Source organism: Candidatus Sulfidibacterium hydrothermale (genome assembly GCF_020149915.1).
GTDB lineage: Bacteria > Bacteroidota > Bacteroidia > Bacteroidales > F082 > Sulfidibacterium > Sulfidibacterium hydrothermale.
In genome coordinates, this window is sequence record NZ_CP083760.1 from 173911 (window position 1) to 196885 (window position 22975).

13 protein-coding genes are annotated in these 22975 nt (G+C 41.7%); 6 read left to right on the plus strand and 7 right to left on the minus strand.

The features are described from left to right. Positions 1-93 precede the first annotated feature (93 nt). Positions 94-1617, plus strand: a complete 1524-nt coding sequence (locus tag LA303_RS00670) for a 4-hydroxyphenylacetate 3-hydroxylase N-terminal domain-containing protein (RefSeq protein ID WP_240526018.1) — start codon at positions 94-96, stop codon at positions 1615-1617. Then, positions 1601-2365, plus strand: coding sequence for an SDR family NAD(P)-dependent oxidoreductase (locus tag LA303_RS00675; RefSeq protein ID WP_240526019.1), 765 nt, complete (start codon positions 1601-1603; stop codon positions 2363-2365). Before LA303_RS00670 ends, LA303_RS00675 begins: the two co-directional genes overlap by 17 nt. Before the next feature lie 8 nt (positions 2366-2373). Here the strand turns inward: LA303_RS00675 and nagB are convergent, their stop codons facing one another. The 5 genes from nagB to LA303_RS00700 are packed head-to-tail and all read right to left on the minus strand — an operon-like array spanning position 2374 to position 9933. Further along, positions 2374-4287, minus strand: coding sequence for a glucosamine-6-phosphate deaminase (nagB, locus tag LA303_RS00680; RefSeq protein ID WP_240526020.1), 1914 nt, complete (start codon positions 4285-4287; stop codon positions 2374-2376). Position 4288: 1 nt separating this feature from the next. Beyond that, positions 4289-5152 carry an ROK family protein gene (locus tag LA303_RS00685; RefSeq protein ID WP_240526021.1) on the minus strand — a complete coding sequence of 288 codons (864 nt, stop codon included), beginning with the start codon at positions 5150-5152 and terminating at the stop codon, positions 4289-4291. 32 nt (positions 5153-5184) lie between these two features. Then, entirely contained in the window at positions 5185-6069 is an 885-nt protein-coding gene (locus tag LA303_RS00690) for an ROK family protein (protein WP_240526022.1), read from the minus strand. Beyond that, the gene (locus tag LA303_RS00695) at positions 6066-7319 is read right to left on the minus strand and encodes an MFS transporter (protein WP_240526023.1); all 1254 of its coding nucleotides are present in this window, start codon (positions 7317-7319) and stop codon (positions 6066-6068) included. The genes LA303_RS00690 and LA303_RS00695 overlap by 4 nt, the downstream gene beginning before the upstream one ends. A 4-nt stretch (positions 7320-7323) precedes the next feature. Beyond that, a complete protein-coding gene (locus tag LA303_RS00700; protein ID WP_240526024.1) occupies positions 7324-9933 on the minus strand; it encodes a glycosyl hydrolase 2 galactose-binding domain-containing protein in 2610 nt (869 codons plus the stop codon). A gap of 393 nt (positions 9934-10326) precedes the next feature. Here LA303_RS00700 and LA303_RS00705 point away from each other — a divergent pair, with 393 nt between their 5' ends. From LA303_RS00705 to LA303_RS00715, 3 genes are all read left to right on the plus strand, one after another. Beyond that, positions 10327-13353, plus strand: coding sequence for a SusC/RagA family TonB-linked outer membrane protein (locus LA303_RS00705; RefSeq protein WP_240526025.1), 3027 nt, complete (start codon positions 10327-10329; stop codon positions 13351-13353). 20 nt (positions 13354-13373) lie between these two features. Further along, positions 13374-14963 carry a RagB/SusD family nutrient uptake outer membrane protein gene (locus LA303_RS00710; RefSeq protein WP_240526026.1) on the plus strand — a complete coding sequence of 530 codons (1590 nt, stop codon included), beginning with the start codon at positions 13374-13376 and terminating at the stop codon, positions 14961-14963. 284 nt (positions 14964-15247) lie between these two features. Continuing rightward, the gene (locus tag LA303_RS00715; RefSeq protein WP_240526027.1) at positions 15248-17377 is read left to right on the plus strand and encodes a glycoside hydrolase family 3 N-terminal domain-containing protein; all 2130 of its coding nucleotides are present in this window, start codon (positions 15248-15250) and stop codon (positions 17375-17377) included. A 10-nt stretch (positions 17378-17387) separates the two neighbouring features. Here the strand turns inward: LA303_RS00715 and LA303_RS00720 are convergent, their stop codons facing one another. Both LA303_RS00720 and LA303_RS00725 read right to left on the minus strand, forming a co-directional pair. Continuing rightward, positions 17388-18413, minus strand: coding sequence for a LacI family DNA-binding transcriptional regulator (locus LA303_RS00720; RefSeq protein WP_240526028.1), 1026 nt, complete (start codon positions 18411-18413; stop codon positions 17388-17390). A gap of 1481 nt (positions 18414-19894) precedes the next feature. Continuing rightward, positions 19895-20848: an NAD-dependent epimerase/dehydratase family protein gene (locus LA303_RS00725; protein ID WP_240526029.1), complete on the minus strand. Its 954-nt coding sequence runs from the start codon at positions 20846-20848 to the stop codon at positions 19895-19897. A gap of 284 nt (positions 20849-21132) precedes the next feature. Between LA303_RS00725 and recJ the strand changes: the two genes are divergently transcribed. Then, positions 21133-22908 carry a single-stranded-DNA-specific exonuclease RecJ gene (recJ, locus tag LA303_RS00730; RefSeq protein WP_240526030.1) on the plus strand — a complete coding sequence of 592 codons (1776 nt, stop codon included), beginning with the start codon at positions 21133-21135 and terminating at the stop codon, positions 22906-22908. Positions 22909-22975 lie beyond the last annotated feature (67 nt).

Genomic DNA, 22975 nt, shown 5'->3' on the forward strand with positions numbered 1-22975 from the left:
ATAAATATTACGCATGCAAAGTATTTTTTTGGTTTATTCCAGTCCGTTTTATAGCTTTACACACTGAAAAATCTAAAAAATAAGGAGGACATCATGCTCAGAACAAAAGAAGAATACTTTGAAAGGCTCAAAAACATGAAGCCCAACATTTACATTGGTGATGAAAAAGTAGGTCGCGACGACCCCAGACTCAAACCCGGAATTAATGTTTTGGGAATTACTTTCGACCTGGCCAAAGATCCCAAATACCAAAAACTGGCTACAGCCAAATCGAATATCACTGGCGAAAAAGTAAATCGCTGGGCTCACCTCCCGCAGGATCCATACGATTTGATGGAAAAACAAAAGCTGATCCGTCTCGGCGCCCGCCGTGCCGGCGGTTGTATTCAACGTTGTATGGGGCATGATGCCATCAGTGCACTGTCTATCTGCACCCGCGAAATTGATGATGCCAAAGGAACCGATTATCACGACCGGTTTCTGAAGTTTATGGAATACTATCAGAAAAACGATTTGGTAGGCTGCTGTGCCCAAACCGACAGCAAAGGCGATCGTGTTAAACGACCATCAGACCAGGCTGACCCGGATGCTTATGTACATATTGTAGAAAAACGGGAAGACGGCATCGTGGTAAGTGGTTTTAAAATGTCGGTTACCCAGGCGCCTTATGCCGATGAAATTTTTGTGATTCCCACCCGGGCACTGATGGAAGCCGATAAAGATTACGCCGTGGCTTTTGTGGTTCCCGGCGACTGGGAAGGCGTTAAACTGGTTACCCGCCCGGTATGGCACCGCCAAAAAGATGATAAAGATGCTCCGCCGGTTTGTCTGACCGGGATTTCTGATTCGGTAGTCATTTTTGACAACGTTTTTGTTCCGAACGAACGTGTTTTTATGGCCGGTGAATGGGAATTTGGCCGTCGTTTAGCCATGCTTTTTGCCGACTCGCACCGTCATAGCTATTCGGGCTGTAAACCGGCCGTTTCCGATATTTTATGCGGAACTTCGTTGTTGGCTGCCGAAGCCAATAACATCACCAAAGTATCGCATGTGCGCGAAAAACTGACGCAGTATGCCGGAGCAGCCGAGCTGGCTTACAGTGCCGGAGTGGCTGCCGCTGTTTTCGGTAAAAAAACCAAAAGCGGTACCTTTTTTCCCAACACCATTTACGCCAATGTGGGCCGTAAGCTGATGGGAGAACTGATTTACCACGAATTTAACCTGCTTACCGAAATAGCCGGAGGGATTGCTGCCACGCTACCGTTTAAGCAAAGTTTCACCATGGACGAACTGAAAGAACATCTGGACCGTTTTATTGTCCGGAATCCGAACATCTCGCCTGAGCTTTCACTGAAAATATGGAATCTGGTGGAAATCATGAGCACTTCAGCTATGACTGCTGAATTGCTGGTAGGCGGTGTACACGGCGGAGGTTCGCCCATTATGGAAGCCATTGCCCTGAGTTTTGAATACGACTTTAAAACCCGTATCAATGTGGCCAAATATCTTGGCGGCATGGCCAAAGATATGGACGACGACGTAGATTTGAAAACTGAACCTTGGATGAAATTAAAATTTGGAGAAAACGATGAGGAGAACGATGATGACCAAATTTAACCTAAAAGGGAAAGTGGCCATTATTACCGGTTCCTCTAAAGGAATCGGAGAAGCAATTGCCCGTTTGTTAGCAGAAAACGGAGCAACCGTAGTAATCAGCAGCCGTAAGCAGGAAGCCTGTGATGCGGTTGCTGAAAAATTTAAAGCCGACGGACTTTCTGCCGTTGCCATTGCCTGTCATGTAGGCAATCCTGATGACCGAACTGCTCTGGTGGAAAAAACCATCGAAAAACTGGGCGGTATAGACATTCTTGTAAATAATGCCGGCACGAATCCTGTTTTTGGCCCTGTAGAAGAAGCCACCGATGAGATTTTTGACCACATCATGAACGTGAATGTAAAAGCGCCTTGGGATTTGGCCAATAAAAGTCTTGAAAGCATGAAAAAACGCGGTGGCGGAAGCATTATCAACATCAGCTCGGTAGAGGGCGAGTTGCCGGAAGAAGGACTTGGAATTTATTCCACCAGCAAGGCCGCATTATCCATGCTGACCAAAAGCCAGGCCAAAGAATGGGGGAAATTTGGTATCCGGGTCAATGCCATTAGCCCGGGACTCATTAAAACCAAATTCAGTGCAGCCCTGTGGACAAATCAGCAAATCATGCAACAAATTGAATCGTCTTCGCCCCTGGGACGCATGGGAAATCCGGAGGAAATTGCTTATATCGCTCTTCTGTTGTCTTCAGAAGCCGGTAGTTTTATAACAGGCAGTATTTTGGTTGCCGACGGCGGTTTTTTGCTATCGTAATTGACTTTTCACCGGTTTAAAACATACTCTACAAAAAGTTCGATGGCTTCGTATTCGGCCATGCCGAATCGATCGTACTTTTTGGCCGTTTCGCGGTTTCGTTCAATGGCATAACGCCAGATTTCCACATCCTCCGAGCCGGGAAACATCATCTCTTTCTGACTGGAATGACGGAAGATTGCAGAACGTTTTTTCTTCAGCTCTTCCGGACTTACCGGAACAGCCATGTCCACATCGGCAATTTCCCACTCTTTCCAGGTTCCGTGATATAACCAAATACGGCACTCGTTCAACCAATTGTCTGTTTTTATTTTTTCCAGTGCCTGCACAAGGCTGTTAAAACATTTCCGGTGTGTTCCGTGTGGATCGGTCAGGTCGCCGGCCGTATAAATCTGATGCGGTTTTACCTTCCGCATGGCTTCCACCATTAAATCCACATCTTTTTGTCCGAGAGAAGCTTTTTTAATGGTTCCCGTTTCATAAAAAGGCATTTTTAAGAAAAAGATATGATCATCCGGGATATTCAGAAAATGACAAGCCGAGCGGGCTTCCGCTTCCCGAATTAATGTTTTCAACTGCCGTACTTCCGGAATATCAATATCCCCCTGCTTTTTATTTTCAATCGCCCGATATACTTTTCGGGCATCAATGGCATGCTCTTTGGCGATATTTTCCGCCACATATAAAAAGCGGATTACCACATCGTCCGCAACGGCAATATTTCCTGAAGTCTGATAAGCCACATACACTTCGTGACCCTGTTCTACCAACCGGTTAATGGTTCCGCCCATGGCCAGCATATCATCATCAGGATGCGGACTAAATACCAACACCCTTTTAGGATAAGGCAAAGCTCTCTCCGGACGCTGGGTATCATCAGCATTGGGTTTTCCGCCGGGCCATCCGGTGATACTTTTCTGCAACATATTAAAAACCTTCAGGTTGATATCATATGCCGGCCCATTTTTTACAACCAAATCTCCCAGGCTGTTGTCGTTATAATCACGATTGGTCAGCTTCAGAATCGGTTTATTCAATTTGTCGCAAAGCCAGAGCGTAGCTTTGCGGATCAACTTATCATTCCAGGTAACCTGACGCACCAGCCACGGCGTTTTAAACCGGGTAAGCTCTGCAGCCGCTTCTTTATCAAGAACGATAACGGTATCCGGATGTTTTTGCAAATAAGTTGCCGGAACCGAATCCAGCACAGGACCTTCAATGGCTTTTTGGATGATCGCCGCTTTCTTTTCGCCCCATGCCAGCAAGATGATGCGTCGTGCCGTCATGATGGTTCCCACGCCCATGGTAATGGCTTTGCGCGGAACATTTTCTTCCGATTGAAAATCTCCGGCTGCATCAGCAATGGTTAACGAGTCGAGCGTAACCATGCGGGTTGGTGAATCCATACCGGATCCGGGCTCATTAAAACCGATATGCCCCGTGCGGCCAATACCCAAAATCTGTAAATCAATTCCACCGGCTTCCTGAATGGCATTTTCATAATCCTGACAAAAATCGAAAACCTTATTTTCCGGAATGGTTCCGTCAGGAATATGAATGTTCTCAGGCAAAATGTCAATATGGTCAAAAAGGTGTTCGTGCATAAAATACCAATAACTCTGCACGTGTTCTTTTGGCATAGGATAGTACTCGTCGAGATTGAAAGTAATCACGTTTTTAAAAGAAAGCCCTTCTTCTTTGTGCATGCGCACCAGCTCACGATAAACGCCGATCGGACTGGAGCCGGTAGCCAGTCCTAAAACACAGGTTTCGCCGTTTTTATTCTTTTCACGGATGAGATCCGCAATGATTTCTGCTGTTTTTTTTGACCCCAGTTCCGGCGTTTCGTAAACTTCCGTAAAAAGCTTTTCGTACTTCCGTTCAAGACGTTCTTTGACTTCCAGTTTTTTTTCGTTCATCATTTTACTTGATTAATTTTTGGTTTTGTGCGTCAAAATAAAGGGCAGCAGCACCCAATACCGCAATGTCTTCCTGTTCGGAAGGAACAATTTTCAGCTTTTTTATCGTGTGCTTATAAGGGAATGTGCGTATTCTCTCCCACATACTTTTTTCAAAATAAGAGAACGCTTTGGAGATAAAGCCACCAATAACAACAATTTCCGGATCTACTGAAAAAAGAATCGTTTTTATCAGCATCCCTAAATCATATCCGTATTGTTCAAAAATGGCACGGGCAATTTTATCTTTTTTGTCGGCCCGGCGGATGAGCGTATGGGCTGACAATCCGAATTTATACTCAAAATAAGCATCATTCAGGTAATATTCATATGTTTCATCCCGATAGGGAATATCGCCAAATTCACCGGCACCACAATTGGTTCCTGAGTAAAGATGACCTTTGAATATCACGCCGGCTCCCACTCCGGCTCCAAGAACAAGTCCAACGCTGTTTTCATACCCTTCGGCCTTTCCGAAATAAGTTTCTCCAATGGCAAAACAGTTGGCATCGTTGTTCACATAAACTTTTACGCCAAAATGATCTTCCAGAATTTCACGGATATGCACTTCGCGCCACGATGGAATATTCTGCACCCGGTACACAATTCCTTTGTCCACATCCACCAAGCTGGGGACACCAATTCCTATACCGGCTATTTCATCATCGAAAACGTCGTTAATTACTCCAAAAACTTCTGAAAGAATTTCATCTTCAGATCCTTTATTATTGATCTTCCGGGTAATACTCTTTTCAATCTTACCGTTTTTTACTTTTCCGGCGATCAATGTTTTCCCGCCAAACGAAATTCCGATAACTGCTTTTTGCATATTCTTTGTTTTTTAATTTTTTCAATAATAATCTATTCCTGTATAACTTGCCGGTCCATATGGTCAAAATAGAGAGAGGCAGCTCCCAGCACGGCAATATTTTCTGTATTGGAAAAAATAACGTCAAAATCTTCAATGGCCTCAGGGAAAGGAAAATCCAAAATGGATTCCCACATACTGGCTTTGAACAATTCGCCGGAACGGGCAATGGAGCCTCCAATAATGACCTTTTGCGGATCAACAGCCAGTTTAATGGTTTTTATGGCATTTCCCACATGACGACCAAACTCCTGAAAAGCTTCAAGTGCTTTTTTATTTCCATCCTGGGCTTCACGGGCCATAATCTGACCATCCATATTGTATTTCTTTTTAAAAAATTTGCCGCTGCAATAATCTTCGTAAATGGTGTCAAGATAAGGAATGTTTCCAAACTCCCCCGATCCGCAATGGGCATCAGGCAGCAACAATCCGTTTTTAATGATTCCGCCACCCATGCCGGTTCCCAGCGTAATTCCCACAAAATCTTTCTCTCCTTTTCCCCGGCCAAAGCGAAGTTCACCCAAGGCAAAACAGTTGGCATCATTATCAATAAAAACCGGAACACCAAAATGCTTTTCCAATAACGCTTTTAATGCAATCTCTTTCCATGACGGAATATTTTGCAAATCGCGCACGACTCCGGTAGTCCGGTTAACCAGCCCGGGAATCCCGATACCAATACCCGCTACTTCTTCATCAAAATGAAATTCGATGGCTTCGATTAACACATCCAAAACATCCTGCGGATGGGCACTTTCGGCCGGCACAGAACGATAAAGAATTTTTCCTTGTACCGAATCGGTCACCCGTGCTGTTGCTACCTTGGTTCCTCCCAGATCAACACCTATCAATGTTTTTATTTCTTTCGTTTCCATCATGACTTAAATATTTCTTTCAGGCTTACCGTTTTGTTATTAACCAACGGTTTAGCCCAAAAACTGATACTTAAAATATAACCGAGGGTGACAAACAGAAAAACCATTCCGGTTCTTAATGAAGTCAAATCGCTGATTCCGCCGATGAGTAACTGGATAACTGCTCCACCGGCAATACCGGTCATTAAAATACCAGCAAACGAACCGTGATGTTTCGCCACAGAATTGAGTCCGAGTGAAACAATGATGGGATACATCACCGACAAAAAGAAACCGGAAACCGGAAAAGCCCACAATGCGATTTTTGTTCCACCCCACAATCCGGCAGCCAGACTAACAATGGCAAGCACTGTAAACCAACGCATTACCTGTTTGCTATCAAAAAGTTTCAACAAAACCAATCCGAGTACCCCGCCAATGGTCATCAGTCCCCAAAAATAGGAAACCGCATGAGCCCCTACGGTATCAGGATTAATGCCGTGATAGATGTACAAAAATTTGGACATCCAGTAAGAGATTCCCTGTTCAGTACCCACGTAGGCAAAAATGCCGAAAAAATAGAGAATGACATATTTGTTTTTGAACAACTCGATATAACTGGCCCGTGTACCCGATTTTTCATCTTCCTGCAATTCCACTTTTGGAAAACGCACCACTGCAATAACAAGAATCATCAAAATACTGATGAGTGCAAAAACCCAATAAACCGAAACCCAGGAAAAACCCGCAGGAACCAAACGCGACATCATTCCGATAAGTGGCTTATTAACGGCTCCTTTATCAATATTGGTAACCAGATAAGAATACATCTGCGGACTGATAAAAGAAGCCAGGCCAAAAATCAATTGCGCCAGCACCGAGTTAAAAGCATAATGCTCTTCTCCACCGGCTACCCGCAGCAGCGGATTAATAACCACCTGCAACACAGCCATTCCTGTACCAATGATGAACAACGACAACATGAAAATGTTGAATTGCGGAAAAAGCGCAAAGCCAAAAGCACCAAGAAATGCCAACAGGAAAGCCAAAATCATCATTCGTTTACCGCCCCACTTTTCCAGTAAGATTCCGGAAGGAATGGACATGATGCCGTAAGCAATGAAAAAGACAAACGGTAAAAATCCTGCTTGCGTTTCTGTCAGATGGTAACCGGCAGAGACATTCGGATTGAGTGCTCCCAAAATATTGGTTAAAAATGAAATGACGAAAAACGTCAGCAGAATGAGGGCTACAATAACATAATTTCTTTTCATAATCTTATTCGTTATAAGCTTTTACTACCAGTTCCGGTTCTTTATTTTTTAAATCGCGGTGATGAATTCTTACCGTTAATAAACGGGTTTCACCGGGTAACAACGAAACATCATTATCCGACCAGAACACCGGAAGAATGGTTTGTCCGTTGGTTTTGTTTACCATATCGGCATGAACAAAGAAAGCAATGTACGGACTGTTGTTTTTCAGCCGGACCGTAAAAATCATATCGTTCTTCCCGGCGGCTTTTTTTACGATACTTGCTTCCGGTTTTACTTTCGGAAGACGATTCAGCGCTTTAAAATCAGCATACTGAATCGTGGGGGTTTCGTACCAGTTGCTTTTTTTGTAGTTCAAAATGTCTTTTTTGGCAGAAAGCCAATAAAAATTGTTGTCTATCTCCTGTTTTTTTGCGTTGAACAGTCGCAAATCAAGAAAATAAACCGTCGAACCCCAGTTTTTCTCAGGCAGAGTATAAACTTTCCGGCTACTGTTCGCTTTCAGGTCCACCGGAATTTCTTTTTCAAATTTCAGTTGAGAACGATCGTTATATACTCTGATTTTCAGCGTACATCCATTTTTATCATTCAACCGGTCATTCACCACGTAAATGCTGTGCTGGGCGTAGTCGTAAACCGGATGATACGGTTGCGAGGCTTTTTGGGCACCGTAATAAGCGCCGTTAGGATTCAGGTAATAATCGTACAGCTGCCAGTACATTTCGGGCCACGAAGAATTCAGCATCCATTGAATTACACCGGTTGCCTTATAGCGATAAGCTGAAAATGCCTCGAACATGGGGCGCATCAGTTCATAATTCAGCACTTGTGCTTTTTTGGTAAAATCGGCCAGCGAAGACGGTTTTCCGTATCTTTCTTCCAACGCTTTAATGTAGCGGTTGAGTTTACTGAAAGCGTGCCGTCCGCAATGATAATTCCACACGCTGTCCACAGGCCATTGATTTTGTGGTGAAAGCATTTTTTTGATGCTTTGCAAAGGCGGAATTTGTGCACCGGGACCCGTTTCGGTATTAAAACCGTAAGCCCCGCCATAAAGCGTATCCTGAAACCAGTATACCGGTGGTACATAAGCATAAGGCCCGCGCATTTTCACGGCAGACGGCCCGACTGTGGAGGTCCATTCTTTAGCCGAAGGCAGATACACCCTGGTGGAATCGTACTGTTTCAAAATATTCAAATATTTTTTTTCCAATTCCGGCTTGGGCATCTTATCGCTGCCGCCCAGCCAGGCAAAAATGGACGGATGATTCCTGAGCCAAACGATCTGATCTTTCCAGGCATCAGACATCATATCCATTTCAGAAGGGGTTAAAATGCCACCATATTTCGGATCACATTTCTTTTTCACCAGGTTTTCCCACTCCCACTGACAGCTCCAGCCGGCCATGATCATAATTCCAAGGCTGTCGCAAAGCGAATAAATTTCCGGGCTATTTCCCCAGAAACCCTCCAGCCGGATGGTATTCAGGTTCATATTTTTCACGTATTCCAGCTGGTTACGATAACTCTGCGGAGTATCGTTCAGCAACAACTTGTCTACCCAGCCGCCACCGCGAATCAGGATTTTCTTTCCGTTGATTTTAAATCCCCGGAAACCTTTACGGGTGTAAAAATCAGAAACCGTACGAATTCCGAAAGCCGTTTGTTTCTGGTCGGACACCTTGCCCGCATTTGAAAAAGTAAACACGGCATGATATAAATATGGTGTTCCCAAAGTATGTGGCCACCACAGTTTGGGATGTTTTATAATGAGTCCGGGAAATTCTTCCGGAGAGAAAACAACCGTTTTGGTTTCTCCGGAAATTAAAGTAACCGGCCTAGAAAAGGTTTCTCCATTTATTTTTAAAAAGACTTTGCCAAACTGTTCTACGCGGGTATAGTTGGTCACACGCACCGATGCGGTTAATTTTGCTTCGGACAAATCAGACGAAAGGGTGCTGACCACAAAAGGTTCTGACAATCCGGTTTCGGTACAAGCTTCAAGGTAAACTCCGCGGATGATTCCCATATTTTGATCAGGAGCCGGCGGATTCCAATCGACAAAGCCAATGGTAAAATCGCCAGGCTGCGGCGGATATACTTTTACCGCCAAAATATTTTTTCCTTCTTTTACCGCTTTAGAAATATTCAAGGTAAACTGGCGAAAAGGATTGACAATTTTATTTTTCGAAGCAATTTTTTTTCCGTTGAGCCAAATATCAGCCCTGTAATTAATTCCATTAAAACGAAGCAGCAACGTCTGCGGAAGTCGATTTAACGTAAACGTTGTACGGTACCACCACGGCGAATGAAATTGTTCAACAGGAATTTTTTTCAGGTTCATATCCCTGAAAATATTTTTGTACACACCGTTTTCTACCAATACGTGTAATACCGTGGCAGGAACTGTTGCCGGATAAGCCGTTTGTCCTTTAAAGTTTTCCGAACTGATCTGTGCGCCATTGGCTTGTACCCTGTTCGCATTAAAAACTGTCCAATTGTTTTTTAATGCTTTTTCAAAGTGTTTTACAGAAGCCTGCTGGCTACAGGAAGAAAACGCAAGAACAGAGCCCAAAAAGAGCACAGACCAAAAAAATTTACGTAAATAGTTCATGATACTGATTTTGATTTCCAATTAAATTGAACATCTGAGACTCCTGCAAAAATAATTAAATTTTTTATTTAGCGCAAAAAGTTGCACAAAAAAATATATTTTTATAAAAAACTACACACTATAAACAGTATAAAACCATCCTTATTTAGACACAAAATAAATTATACGCCACAACATCTATTCTATACATTAAATTAAAAATTGATGTTAACTACTTAACACACTATAAAACAACAAATAATAAATTTTTAACGTTTTTTATAATTCAAAACAAATTTTTGTTCCAAAAAATTTGCTATGTGAAAAAATTTGCATTGATTATTTTATTAATTATATTTGTGCGCATAAATTTTGAATATTTCTTAACATTTTTAATAATCAAATTTATTTGTTATGAAAAAATTTCTATTCTTTATTTCATTGCTTGTGCTAAATTTGTCGTTGTTAGCACAAATTACTGTTCAAGGAACAGTAAAATCAGCCACCGACGGAACAGAGCTTCCCGGTGTCAGTGTTTTGTTAAAAGGAACGACTACAGGCACGGTAACCGATTTACAGGGACATTATTCTCTTTCTGTTCCCAAAACCGGTATTCTGGTTTTTTCATACATTGGATTCCAGTCAAAAGAAGTTCCCATTAACAACCAAAAGGTTATTAATGTAAAACTTAAACCGGCCAATGTAAACTTAAACGAGCTGGTTGTTATTGGTTATGGTGTTCAGAAAAAGAAACTGGTAACCGGAGCTATTTCCAGTATTGGAGGGAAAGACATCAAAGGAACCGCCATCACACAAGCGGCTCAAGCCCTTCAATATGCTCCCGGCGTACAGGTTATTAGTAATTCCGGTTCTCCCGGCTCTCCTATCCGGGTCAGAATCCGCGGTTTCTCTTCCAATAACAACAGTTCTCCTATTTATATTGTAGATGGCGTTCGCACCTCCATCAATAACCTAAACCCCAACGACATAAAAAGTATTCAGGTATTAAAAGATGCCGCTTCATCGGCTATTTACGGAGCAGAAGGCGGTAATGGTGTCGTGATTATTACTACCAAAAAAGGTCAGGCCGGGAAAAGTAAGATCAGTTATGATTTTCAATATTCATGGCAGTCGCTCAGAAAAAAAATGGATCTTCTTAATACTTCCGAATATGCAACTTACATGAAAGAAGCAGACAGAATCCCCGATGTGGACCAAACATACAACACCGATTGGCAAAATGCATTGTTCACGGTAGCGCCCATGCAAAAACACCACCTTGCTTTTTCCGGCGGAAATCAGAAAACAAATTATTACTTGTCGCTCTCTTACCTCGATCAAGATGGTATAGTATACGGGCCACACGATTATTATAAAAGACTGAACCTTACCGAAACCTCTGATCATCACATAAAAAAATGGTTGAAAGTTGGAAATACAATCATGTATTCCAAAATTAAACACGGAGCCATTAACGAAGCCAGCGGAGAATTTGGCGGGGTCGTCAGCGATGCTTTAATGATGGATCCGGCAACACCGGTTGAATACACAAATACCATCCCTTCATTTGTTCAAGACCTAATAAACTCCGGGAAGAAACTTGTTAAATCTCCCGATGGGAATTATTATGGTATTTCGCAATATGTACGGCAAGAAATAATGAACCCTTTTGTTAAGCTGGCCATTACCAATGGAGAGTATAAAGAAAACGACTTTTTAGGAATGGTTTATATGGAAGTATCTCCAATAAAAGGATTAAAGTTTACCAGCAGAGCAAGCCTTAATTTAACCTTTGGAGATTGGCACAGTTGGTCTCCTACCTATTACTATAGCTCAACAAATAACAACGGCATGACTATTGTTTCAACCAGTGCCGATAAATGGCAATCCTGGATGTGGGACAATTTTGCTTCTTATAAAAGAAGAATCGGTTCGCATTCGTTCAATATTGTTTTAGGTACCTCCGCAAGAGACGATACCCATTATTTCCTCGGGGCCCAAGGCGGACCAATGACCATGGAACTTCCTTCGTTTGCCCGGTTGAATTATATCAGCACTCAGGAAAATGACCAGGTAAACGGATCTTTTGACGAACAAAAATTACTCTCTTACTTTGGCAGAATAAACTACAGTTTTAAAAACAAATATTTGTTTGAAGCCAGTTTCCGCCGGGATGGTGCCGGATTGTCTCAATTACCTAAAGACGGAAGATGGGGTAATTTCCCTGCTGTTTCCGGTGGATGGGTTATATCCAATGAAAATTTCTTCCCCAAAAAAGAAAAAGGAATCAGTTTCCTGAAATTAAGAGCCAGCTGGGGGAAAAACGGGAGCCTCTCAAACCTGGGCGGATATAGCTACGCCTCTTTTATCCGTTCAACTTACTGGGGAATAACCATGCGTTACCCACTTACCGACAGCCATTTTGTTACGGTTTATGAACCCTCCCAATTACCAAACCCAGATTTAAAATGGGAAAAAAGTATTCAAACAGACATTGGTTTAGACTTACATGCATTAAATGACCATTTAACCTTTACTTTTGACTATTACCGAAAAGTTACCAGCGGATTAATAACACAAAACACGCCTCCTTTCGAAGCGGGGAATAACGCAGCTCCAATAAATGCCGGGGATGTTCTTAACCGGGGATTTGAATTTGATTTGGGCTACCATAACCGTTCAAGAAACGGAAACTTTAAGTATAATTTAAACGTCAATTTATCAACTCTGCACAACGAAGTAACCTACCTTAATCCACAGCTTCACAGACTTTACGGGGCTCAGGTCGGAACGGGATGGACGGCCACGGTATTTAGCAAAGGTTATCCTGTCTGGTACTTTTACGGTTATAAAACAGACGGCATTAACAAAGAAACCGGAGATCCCAACTTTGTTGATGTTAATGGAGACGGGGTTATCAATTCGAGCGATAAAACATATATTGGAAGCCCCATTCCGAAAATATTATATGGCGGCAATTTCAATGTATCGTATAAACAACTTTCTCTTTCTGTAATTTTTGAAGGGGCAGCAGGAAACAAGGTTTTAATGGGTTGGATAAGACCGGATGTCCCGACAATGAACATGCCCACTTGTTTTTATACCGATCGGTGGACTCCGGAAAATCCTAACGGAACAATGCCAAAAGCAGGAGCAGATCCCAAAACATGGAATAGCGATATTTTGGTCTTTGATGCATCGTATTTAAGTATTCAGCAAATTCAATTAGGGTACAATCTTCCTCCTCAATTGTTAAAGAAAATGAGGTTTTCTTCATTCCGTGTTTATATTTCATTAAATGACTTTTTCATGATTACAAGCTATCCCGGTCTCACCCCTCAGGTGGGTACAAACAATGGTGAAAACAACAACTACGGAATAGATCACGGAACTTATCCTATGTCTCGTTCAGTTATGATTGGTACTTCTTTTTCTTTATAAAACAATAAAAAATTTGAAAAATGAAAACAAAAGTTTTTAAAAATATAATATTAACCGCACTATTCGTGTTCATCCTTTCCGGTTGTCAAAAAGACTTTCTTGACACCACTCCGGAAGGAAAAATTCCAATGGATGAGTTTTATAAAACAGACCAACAGGCAGAAGGTGCTTTGATGGCTGTATATGACATTTTCCAATCCCTTAATGCCAGACCCTGGAGCAGCATGTGGATGTTAAAAACCCTTTTGTCAGACGAGGTTTACACCGGAGGCGGCGGAAGAGGTGACCAGCCCGATTACGAAGAAATAAATGAATTTCGTTTTGGAGCATCAAACCCGGTAATTTCGTGGCTTTTCCAGTTTTCTTATCAGGGTATTTACAGAGCTAACCTGGTTATACAAAACGTAAAACCGGATGATGCCGTTAAAAAACGCATTATTGCCGAAGCCAAAACACTAAGGGCCATGTATTATTTTGACCTTGTCACCCTTTGGGGAAAGGTACCTTTGGTAACGAAACCAGCCTCCTCTCCTTCGGAGTATAATCAACCCCGGGCAGAAGTAAGCGACATTTGGGCCCAAATAGATAAAGACCTGGAAGAAGCAATACCCGACTTACCCTTAAAAAGCGAAGAAGAATATCCCGCAAGGGTTTCAAAGGGTTTTGCCGAAGCTTTTCTTGGAAAATCTTTACTTTATCAAAAGAAATATGCAGAGGCTGCAAAAGAATTTCAACTGGTTATCGACTCACAACAATACGGTCTGATTCCCAATTATGCTGACCGGTTAAGAATTAATAATGAATTCGGAAAAGAATCGTTGTTTGAAATTTCTTATACAAAAGATGAAAAATATAATTGGGATAATTTCTACTGGAGTCCTGACGGAAGAATAGAAGAAAGTAACATCCACTGGGAACTTTGTGGCCCGAGAGGAGATGGTTGGTTTGAAGGAGGCTCTACCGGCTTACTTGCAGGATGGGGTTTCGGATATCCCGACTCCACGATCTATGAAGCATTTATCCAGGCCGGAGATACCGTACGCAGAAAAGCTTCTATTATGACAGAAGCCGAACTAAAAAGCTTTGGAGGCAAAATAAGAAACGCCGATCAGAATAATTCCCTGCCGTGGAGTTGCGTGGGATTAATCCGCTTAAAATACGCTTCTTATGCCAGCGAAACAGATACCACGGCAACGCCGGAATTAAATTATGGTACCAATCTGAGAATAATGGAATATGATGATGTTTTGTTAATGGCAGCAGAAGCATATAACCGGTCCGGACAAGATGATAAAGCTTTACCGCTTATTAACCAGGTAAGAAAAAGAGCTCTTCTTCCGGATTTAAATCTTTCCGGTGATGCTTTATTTGAAGCCATTAAGAACGAAAGAAGATTGGAATTAGCATTTGAAGGGGTTCGTTATCAGGATCTAATTCGCTGGGGAGATGCCGAAAAAGTTCTGGCAAATCAAGGAAAAGAAATTCCAAGAGGAGATGGAACCTATCTTTCTGTCCCTGATGCCGGTTTTAAATCCTACAATGTCTTACTGCCGATTCCGGAACAGGAAATAATGGTGAATCCTTTATGTACCCAAAATCCAGGATATTAAGCAACACTTTTTTCTCATAATAAGCTGAAAATGGGGCTGTCTTATAGCATAACACAAAATTTTTGGACAGCCCCGTTATTTCATTTTTCTGAAAAACCTTTTTCATAAATCGTTGTCGTTTGATTTTACAAATTCTTTCTTAATTTTAAAGTATGTTTAAAAATCGGTTAAAAACTATCATTGTATTTTCAAGTCTCTTGATTGCGACTTCTATTATTTCCAGTTCATGCCAAAATGCACACAAAAGCACAAAAGAGGAGAAAATAGATAAAATCATAGCAGGCATGACCCTTGAAGAAAAAGTGGGGCAAATGACCCAAATTACCCTTGCCGTTGTAAGTAAAGGTACAGTAAACAATCCACAGACCCCTCAGGAAATTGATACAAACAAATTAAAAAAAGCAATTCTTCAATATCACATTGGTTCCATTCTTAATGTAGTGAATCATGCGTATTCCCGAAAACACTGGCATCAAATTTTACATCAAATCCAAAGCATTACAAATCGAACCCGATTAAAGATTCCTGTTTTATACGGCATCGATGCCATCCACGGTTCCAATTACATTTTAGGTTCAACTTTATTTCCTCAGGAAATTGGACAAGCCGCAACCTGGAATCCTGCATTGGTAAAAAAAGCTGCCGAAATAACTGCTTATGAAACAAGGGCTGCCGGAATTCCCTGGGTTTTTTCTCCTGTACTTGGCGTTGGTAAGCAACCATTATGGCCACGCCTCTACGAAACATTCGGAGAAGACACCTATCTGACTTCTAAAATGGCTGTTGCGATCGTAAAAGGATATGAGGGAATAGATATTGCCGGAAAATATCATGTGGCTTCCTGTATGAAACACTACATGGGCTATAGTTTCCCACTAAGCGGCAAAGACAGAACTCCGGCATGGATACCGGAAAATTACTTACGCAAATACTTTTTACCGCCATTTTCTGCAGCTGTCGAAGCCGGATCCCATACACTTATGATTAATTCATCCAGTATTAACGGGGTTCCTGTTCATGCAGATCATCACATCCTAACAGATATCCTGAGAAATGAACTCCACTTCAAAGGCCTGGCGGTAAGTGACTGGGGTGACATAGAAAACCTGTATACCAAATACCATTTTGTTCGTTCAGAAAAAGAAGCCGTAAAAGTTGCAGTACTGGCCGGGGTTGACATGAGCATGGTTCCGTTTGATTATTCCTTTCCAAAATACCTCATTGAATTGGTAAAAGAAGGACAAATTCCGATGAGCAGAATCAACCAGGCAGTTAAACGAATTCTTACCGTTAAAGAAGAGCTGGGCCTTTTTGATGATTTTGTCTATCCGGAGAAAGATTATCCAAAATTTGGATCTGCTGAGTTTAAAACGGATAATCTTAAAACGGCACAAGAATCCATTACTTTGCTTAAAAACAATAATCAGGTATTACCGCTGAAAAAAAAGCATATTAAGATTCTGGTTACCGGTTTTGCAGCCAACTCCATGGCAACCTTAAACGGAGGATGGACATATACCTGGCAAGGAACAAAAACAGACTTTTTCGACAACAAAAAAACAACGATTCTAAAAGCCATTCAAAACAAAATTGGGAAAGAAAATGTATTTTATTCAAAAGGGACCAATTTTAACAAGCCCCTGGACAACAGCAATATCACCAACCTTGCAAAAAAAGCAGATTATATTGTATTGTGCTTAGGAGAAATGCCCTATGCTGAAACGCCCGGCAACATCAACGATTTGTATTTACCTGAAAATCAGGTAAACTTTGCTCTAAAATTAGCCAAAACAGGAAAACCGGTAATCCTTGTTTTAACGGAAGGAAGACCCCGGCTAATTAGTAAGTTTGCAGACAAAATGAGTGGAATCATAATGGCTTATCTTCCAGGAAATCAAGGAGGAAATGCTATTGCAGATGTATTATTTGGTGATGTAAATCCATCAGGTAAACTCCCTTTTACCTATCCACGGTTTCCCAATTCATTAGAGAACTACAACATTACCTACGATCAACAAAAAATAGATACTTGTCCTCCACAGTTTCCATTTGGTTTCGGATTGAGCTACACCACTTTCCGATACAGCAAATTAAGATTAAATTGCGACACATTATCAAAAGATAAAACCTTAAAAATCAGTGTCAATATTACCAATACCGGTAAAAGAGCAGGGAAAGAGGTCGTACAATTATACATTGGTGATCTTTACAGAAATGCAACCATTTTACCGGATGTAAAAAGGCTGGTCGGTTTTTCAAAAATAAATCTTCTTCCCGGAGAAACCAAAACCGTTTCTTTTTCCATAAAAAAGCCTGATTTATCTTTTGTTAACCGAAAGATGAAAACAGTTACGGTTTCGGGAACATATAAAGTTCAGGTGGGCAACTTAACCCGAAAGTTTTATTTAAAATAAAAATATACCGTTATTTTATTCGCATAGCCGAACCCTTCAAAAGAAAGTTTACCGGCAAAACAACATCTTTTTTCTCAAAAGAAGGATTGTTTATTTGTTCCAGTAAAATTTCGGCAGCCTGGTATCCCATTTGATAACCCGGAATTTTCAATAATGACAAATTATAAGTTAAATCGGGAAATTCCTCTACTCCAATGGCGATAAGCAAAAAATCTTTCGGTACAGAAAAACCTTCTTTCTCAAGAATCCGCAACACGGTAGCTGCCGATAAGGTTCCCTTTACCAGCAGAGCTTCCGGACGGTTTTTACTCTGCATTAATCCGATAACTTTTTTTGCAAAATCCGGACTTTCGTGTGAAAAATAGTGAACATGCGATTGTCTTTTGTCCAATCCGGACAAATCAAGCGCCAAATTGAAAGCCGATAAAAGTTGAAAATCTTCCGGTTTATCATCGTTTTCCAGTAAAAGAGCGATTCTTTTAATCTGGAAAGATTTTAACGATTCCAGAATCTTCGAAACTCCCTGAAACATATCAGGCAAAACCATACTTATATTTTCAGGAACATCGGGTTCAAAAACCGAAACGACAGGAAAATTCTCTCTTTGTAATACAGAATAAAATTCATTTTGAAGATGGCGATTGGATATAAAATGCACAATCCCGCTGATTCCATATTTCCGGAAAGTTTTAAAAAAAGAGGAAGTTCGTTCATCATCTCCTCTTGTATCTATAACAAAAGTCTGATAATCAAACCGATTAAAATAATCGGTAATTCCGGAAACAATTTCCTGGTACAGGGCATTTTTCAAAGCAGGAACCAAAACCGCCACGGCTTCGGTTTTTTCAGGATGCATCAATTCGGGAATTCCGGGATAATATCCGATTCTTGAAGCGGTTTGTCTTACTTTTTCTTTCATTTCGCGGCTGATCCGCGGATGATCATTCAGCGCCCGCGAAACAGTAGAAACGGAAACATGTAAAATATCGGCAATATCCTGAACACCTACCTTTTTATTCTTTTTCCCTGCTGTCATGTTATAAAAAGTTTAGGCAGACAAATTTAGGACAAATTTACATGCCCAACCCACCTGCAAATGATGAACGATGAATAACGAATGATAAGTAGTTATTTTTCAACGCTTTACCATGCTTTCAATATCATCCTGAACGGAGCACAGCGCAGTGAAGGATCTCAGAGGTTGTTTGGATGTGAGGATGGAGGATGTTTGATGTCAACGATGAATGGGAAAAGTTATTTGTCATTGATGATTGGTCGATTTTTGCGTTTTATCTGTGTTTTTTACTGTCTTCCTGAACAGAGCACAGCGGAGTGAAGGATCTCAGAGGTTGTTTGGATGTGAGGATGGAGGATGTTAATGATGAGTGATGAATGGGAAAAAGTCATTAGTTATTGGTAATGGTTGATTTTCAATATTTACCCATATTTTCATTGTCATCATGAACGCAGCGTAGCGAAGTGAAGGATCTCAAAATAATCACGACTGTTCAAAGAGATGCTTCGCGTTGCTTAGCAGGACAAACCGGTTAGTTTTTGGGATTTGGGATTTTTTGTGATTTGATTTTTTGTCTTTTGGGATTTCTAACTTGGTCATTGGTCACTGGTGATTGGTTGATTTTCAGTATTTTACATGTATTTCCGCTGTCATCCTGAACGAAGCGTAGCGAAGTGAAGGATCTCAAAATAATCACGACTGTTCAAAGAGATGCTTCGCGCTGCTCAGCATGACAAAACAGTTGGTTTTTGAAGTTGTCATTTGCTCTTTTTTTTGATATTTCCCACTTTAGGCACTTCAAACTTTAGGCATTTGAAGTACTTAAAATTTGAAGTGTGAAGTACTTAAAGTGAGTAGACTATATCTCGTCCGTGTTTATAATTAATCCCGAAGGGATTAAACCAGAATAACCCTGTACGAAGTGCAGGGAAATAAACACAAGGAAACCACAACCCCTTCGGGGTTGAACACTGGCCTCTGAATAAATTCAGAGTTAACAGTAATAAGTCGTCCCTACGGGACTCCATTACACTACATCTTATTGGTGAAATTCATCGTTCGAGCGACGCCCAAACGATGAGTGATGATTTTCATTGCTCTATCCATGTTTTTTGTTGTCGTTCTGAACGGAGCGATAGCGAAGTGAAGAATCTCAAAAATAATCACGGCTGTTAAAGCTGTTAAAAAAGATGCTTCACTGCGTTCAACATGACAAAACAGTTGGTTTTGGGCGTTTTGTATTTGGCCGCTTGTGATTTTTTTGCAATTTGCTTTTTTGTTTTTCGGGATTTCTAATCTGGTCGTTAACCATGGGTGATTGGTTGATTCTTAATGTTTTACCCATGTTTTCATTGTTATCATGAATGCAGCGCAGTGCAGTGAAGGATCTAAAATAACCACGGCTGGTCAAAGAGATTCTTCGCTACGCTCAGAAGGACAAAAGAAGTTGATTTTTGGGATTTCAAATTTAGTCACCTGAAACCCGCTGTTAGCGCCCCCGGTTAACGTCCCAGTTTTTCCCTGATTTTCTCCAGCATTATAGCGGTCAGTTTCTCGATATCGTAAGTGGTTTCCAGTCCCCAGTCGCGACGGGCAATGCTGTCGTCGATGCTGGCAGGCCAGCTTTCCGCAATCGCTTGCCGGAAATCGGGTTTGTACGTAATCGTAAAACCGGGAATGTGTTTTTTAATTTCTTCTGCCAGTTGTTTCGGATCAAAAGAAATTCCCGCCATGTTGTATGCCGAACGTAACGAAAGCTGCTCGGGTTTAGCCTGCATCAGTTTGATGGTATTTTTTATGGCATCTTCCATAAACATCATCGGCAAAGCGGTATCTTCTTTCAGAAAACACTGGTAACGGCCTTTTTTTATCGCATCAAAAAAGATTTCGACAGCATAGTCTGTTGTTCCGCCACCCGGTTCAGTCTTATAGCTGATCAGTCCCGGATAACGTACACTGCGAAAATCAATGCCGTAACGTTTATGGTAATACTCGCCCCAGCGTTCGCCGGCCAGTTTGGAAATTCCATAAACCGTATTGGGCTCCATCACCGTAAGTTGCGGTGTATTATGACGCGGGGTTGTCGGGCCGAAAACAGCAATGGAGCTGGGCCAAAAGATCTTTTTTGCTCCGGTTTCGCGGGCTGCTTCCAGGGTATTCATGAGCGCTTTCATGTTGATATCCCAGGCCTGCAACGGAATTTTCTCAGCGTTGCCCGAAAGCACCGCCGCCAGATTATAAATTTCGGTGATCTTAAATCGTACCAAAAAATGAATCAGGTTATTAAAGTCCAGTACATCCAGGATCTGAAAAGGGCCTGAACGCCGGATTTCGTCGGTGGGTTGTTTAATGTCGGTAGCAAAAACATGATGATTACCATAAATTTTGCGCAGGGCCATCACCAGTTCCGAACCGATTTGACCCGAACTGCCGATAACAAGAATATTTGTGTCCATTGGTTTGCGGTTTTTTTTGAAATAAGCGAGGCAAAGGTAGTGAAATAACGCCGAATCAAATTCAAAAACAAACAGAAATAACCGGTTTATAACAACATAATCCCCGCTCGTATTTTCAGCCCGTATTTGAATAAGCCGGTTGAAATTTTTTCTTTTTCACTTTCAAAATCACACACTGTCAAATATTTGAAGCCGATTTATACCGTTTAACGGCCCATAAAAACAGGGCAACCCGTCAATTACTCTCATTAAATCCTTATCTTTACAAGCTAAAAAAAGCTTTCATGGAAAAACGTTGGGTAGTAAAAGAAGAAGCTGACAGGCAGATGGTTATGCGCTTGGCAGAAGCGCTGGACATCAGTCCGAAGCTGACCAATTTACTGGTTCAACGCGGGGTTACCACTTTTGACGAAGCCAAATCTTTTTTCAGGCCTTCGCTGGATGCCCTTCACGACCCTTTTTTAATGAAAGACATGGACAAAGCGGTGGACAGAATTCTGCAGGCCATCTCGCGCAACGAAAACATCATGGTCTATGGTGATTATGATGTGGACGGAACCACCGCTGTTTCGCTGGTTTATTCATTCTTAAAAAACATTCATAAACGAATCGAGTTTTATATCCCCGATCGTTATCTTGAGGGATATGGCATTTCCATTAAAGGAATTGATACGGCTGCCGAACATGACGTAAAACTGATTATTGCTCTTGATTGCGGAATCAAAGCCATTGATAAAGTAAAATATGCCAGTGAAAAAGGAATTGATTTTATTATCGGTGATCATCACCGGCCCGGAGAAACGATTCCGGAAGCGGTAGCTGTTTTAGATCCCAAACGTCCGGACTGTCCTTATCCTTACAAAGAACTTTCCGGTGCCGGCGTGGGTTTTAAACTAACCCAGGCTCTCGCTTCCAAACTTCGCATTTCGGATAAAAAAGTTTTTGCCGGTCTTGATTTGCTGGCAATCAGCATTGCAGCCGACATTGTTCCTATTACCGGCGAAAACCGCATCCTTGCTTACTACGGTCTCCAACAAATTAATACCCAACCTCGTCCGGGAGTTTATTCCATTTTAAAGTCCTCCGGATTTGAAAAGGTAACTGAAAAAACGCCAAAAGTAAAAACCGTTTTTAATCGTGAAATCACCATCAGCGATCTGGTTTTTGTGGTAGGTCCGCGCATCAATGCCGCCGGAAGAATTAAAGATGCCACCGACTCGGTACGGCTGCTTATCAGCAATCATGAAGAATATGCCGAAAAACTGGGTGGCGAGATCAACGTCCTTAATTCGACACGGCGTGATCTTGACAGCAGCATTACCCAGGAAGCCATCGATATGATCAATGCCAGCGAAAAACTAAAAAAGAAAAAAACCACTGTTCTTTTTAAAGAAGAATGGCACAAAGGAGTTATTGGCATTGTCGCTTCGCGGCTTATCGAGCATTTTTACAAACCCACCATCGTACTCACGCTGGCCGACGGTTTAATTACCGGATCGGCCCGTTCGGTAAAAGGTTTTGATATTTACGATGCCATTGATTCGTGCAGCCATCTGTTGGCTCACTTTGGCGGACATACTTACGCTGCCGGACTGGCTATGAAACCTGAAAATCTGGATGCCTTCCTTGAAGAGTTTGAAGCCTATGCCGAAAAAAACCTAACCGACGAAATGCTGATTCCTGAAATAGAAATTGATGAAGAACTGTTCTTAAGTGATATCAACTCCAAATTCTACCGGATTCTGAAGCAATTTGCGCCGTTCGGACCGGGCAACATGTCGCCTTTGTTTGTTTCGCATCATCTGATCGACACCGGCTACGCCAAGACGGTAGGAAGAAACGGTGAAGCCCGCCACCTGAAATTCGAGGTCGTACACCGGGATCATTCAGGCAACCCACTGAAAGCCATTGCGTTTAACATGGGTGAACATTGCGAAAAAATGAAACAAGGCAAATCTTTCAGCCTTTGCTATCATCTGGATGAAAACACCTGGCTCGGGCAAACTTCGTTGCAGCTACGCGTAAAAGATATCCGGTTTCAGGAAGAAACCGAAGAATAAGATTTTAAACGTTCTTATAATTGTTTGTTTGGGGTTACTGTTGCAAATTCAGCTGGAAGTCAGAAGA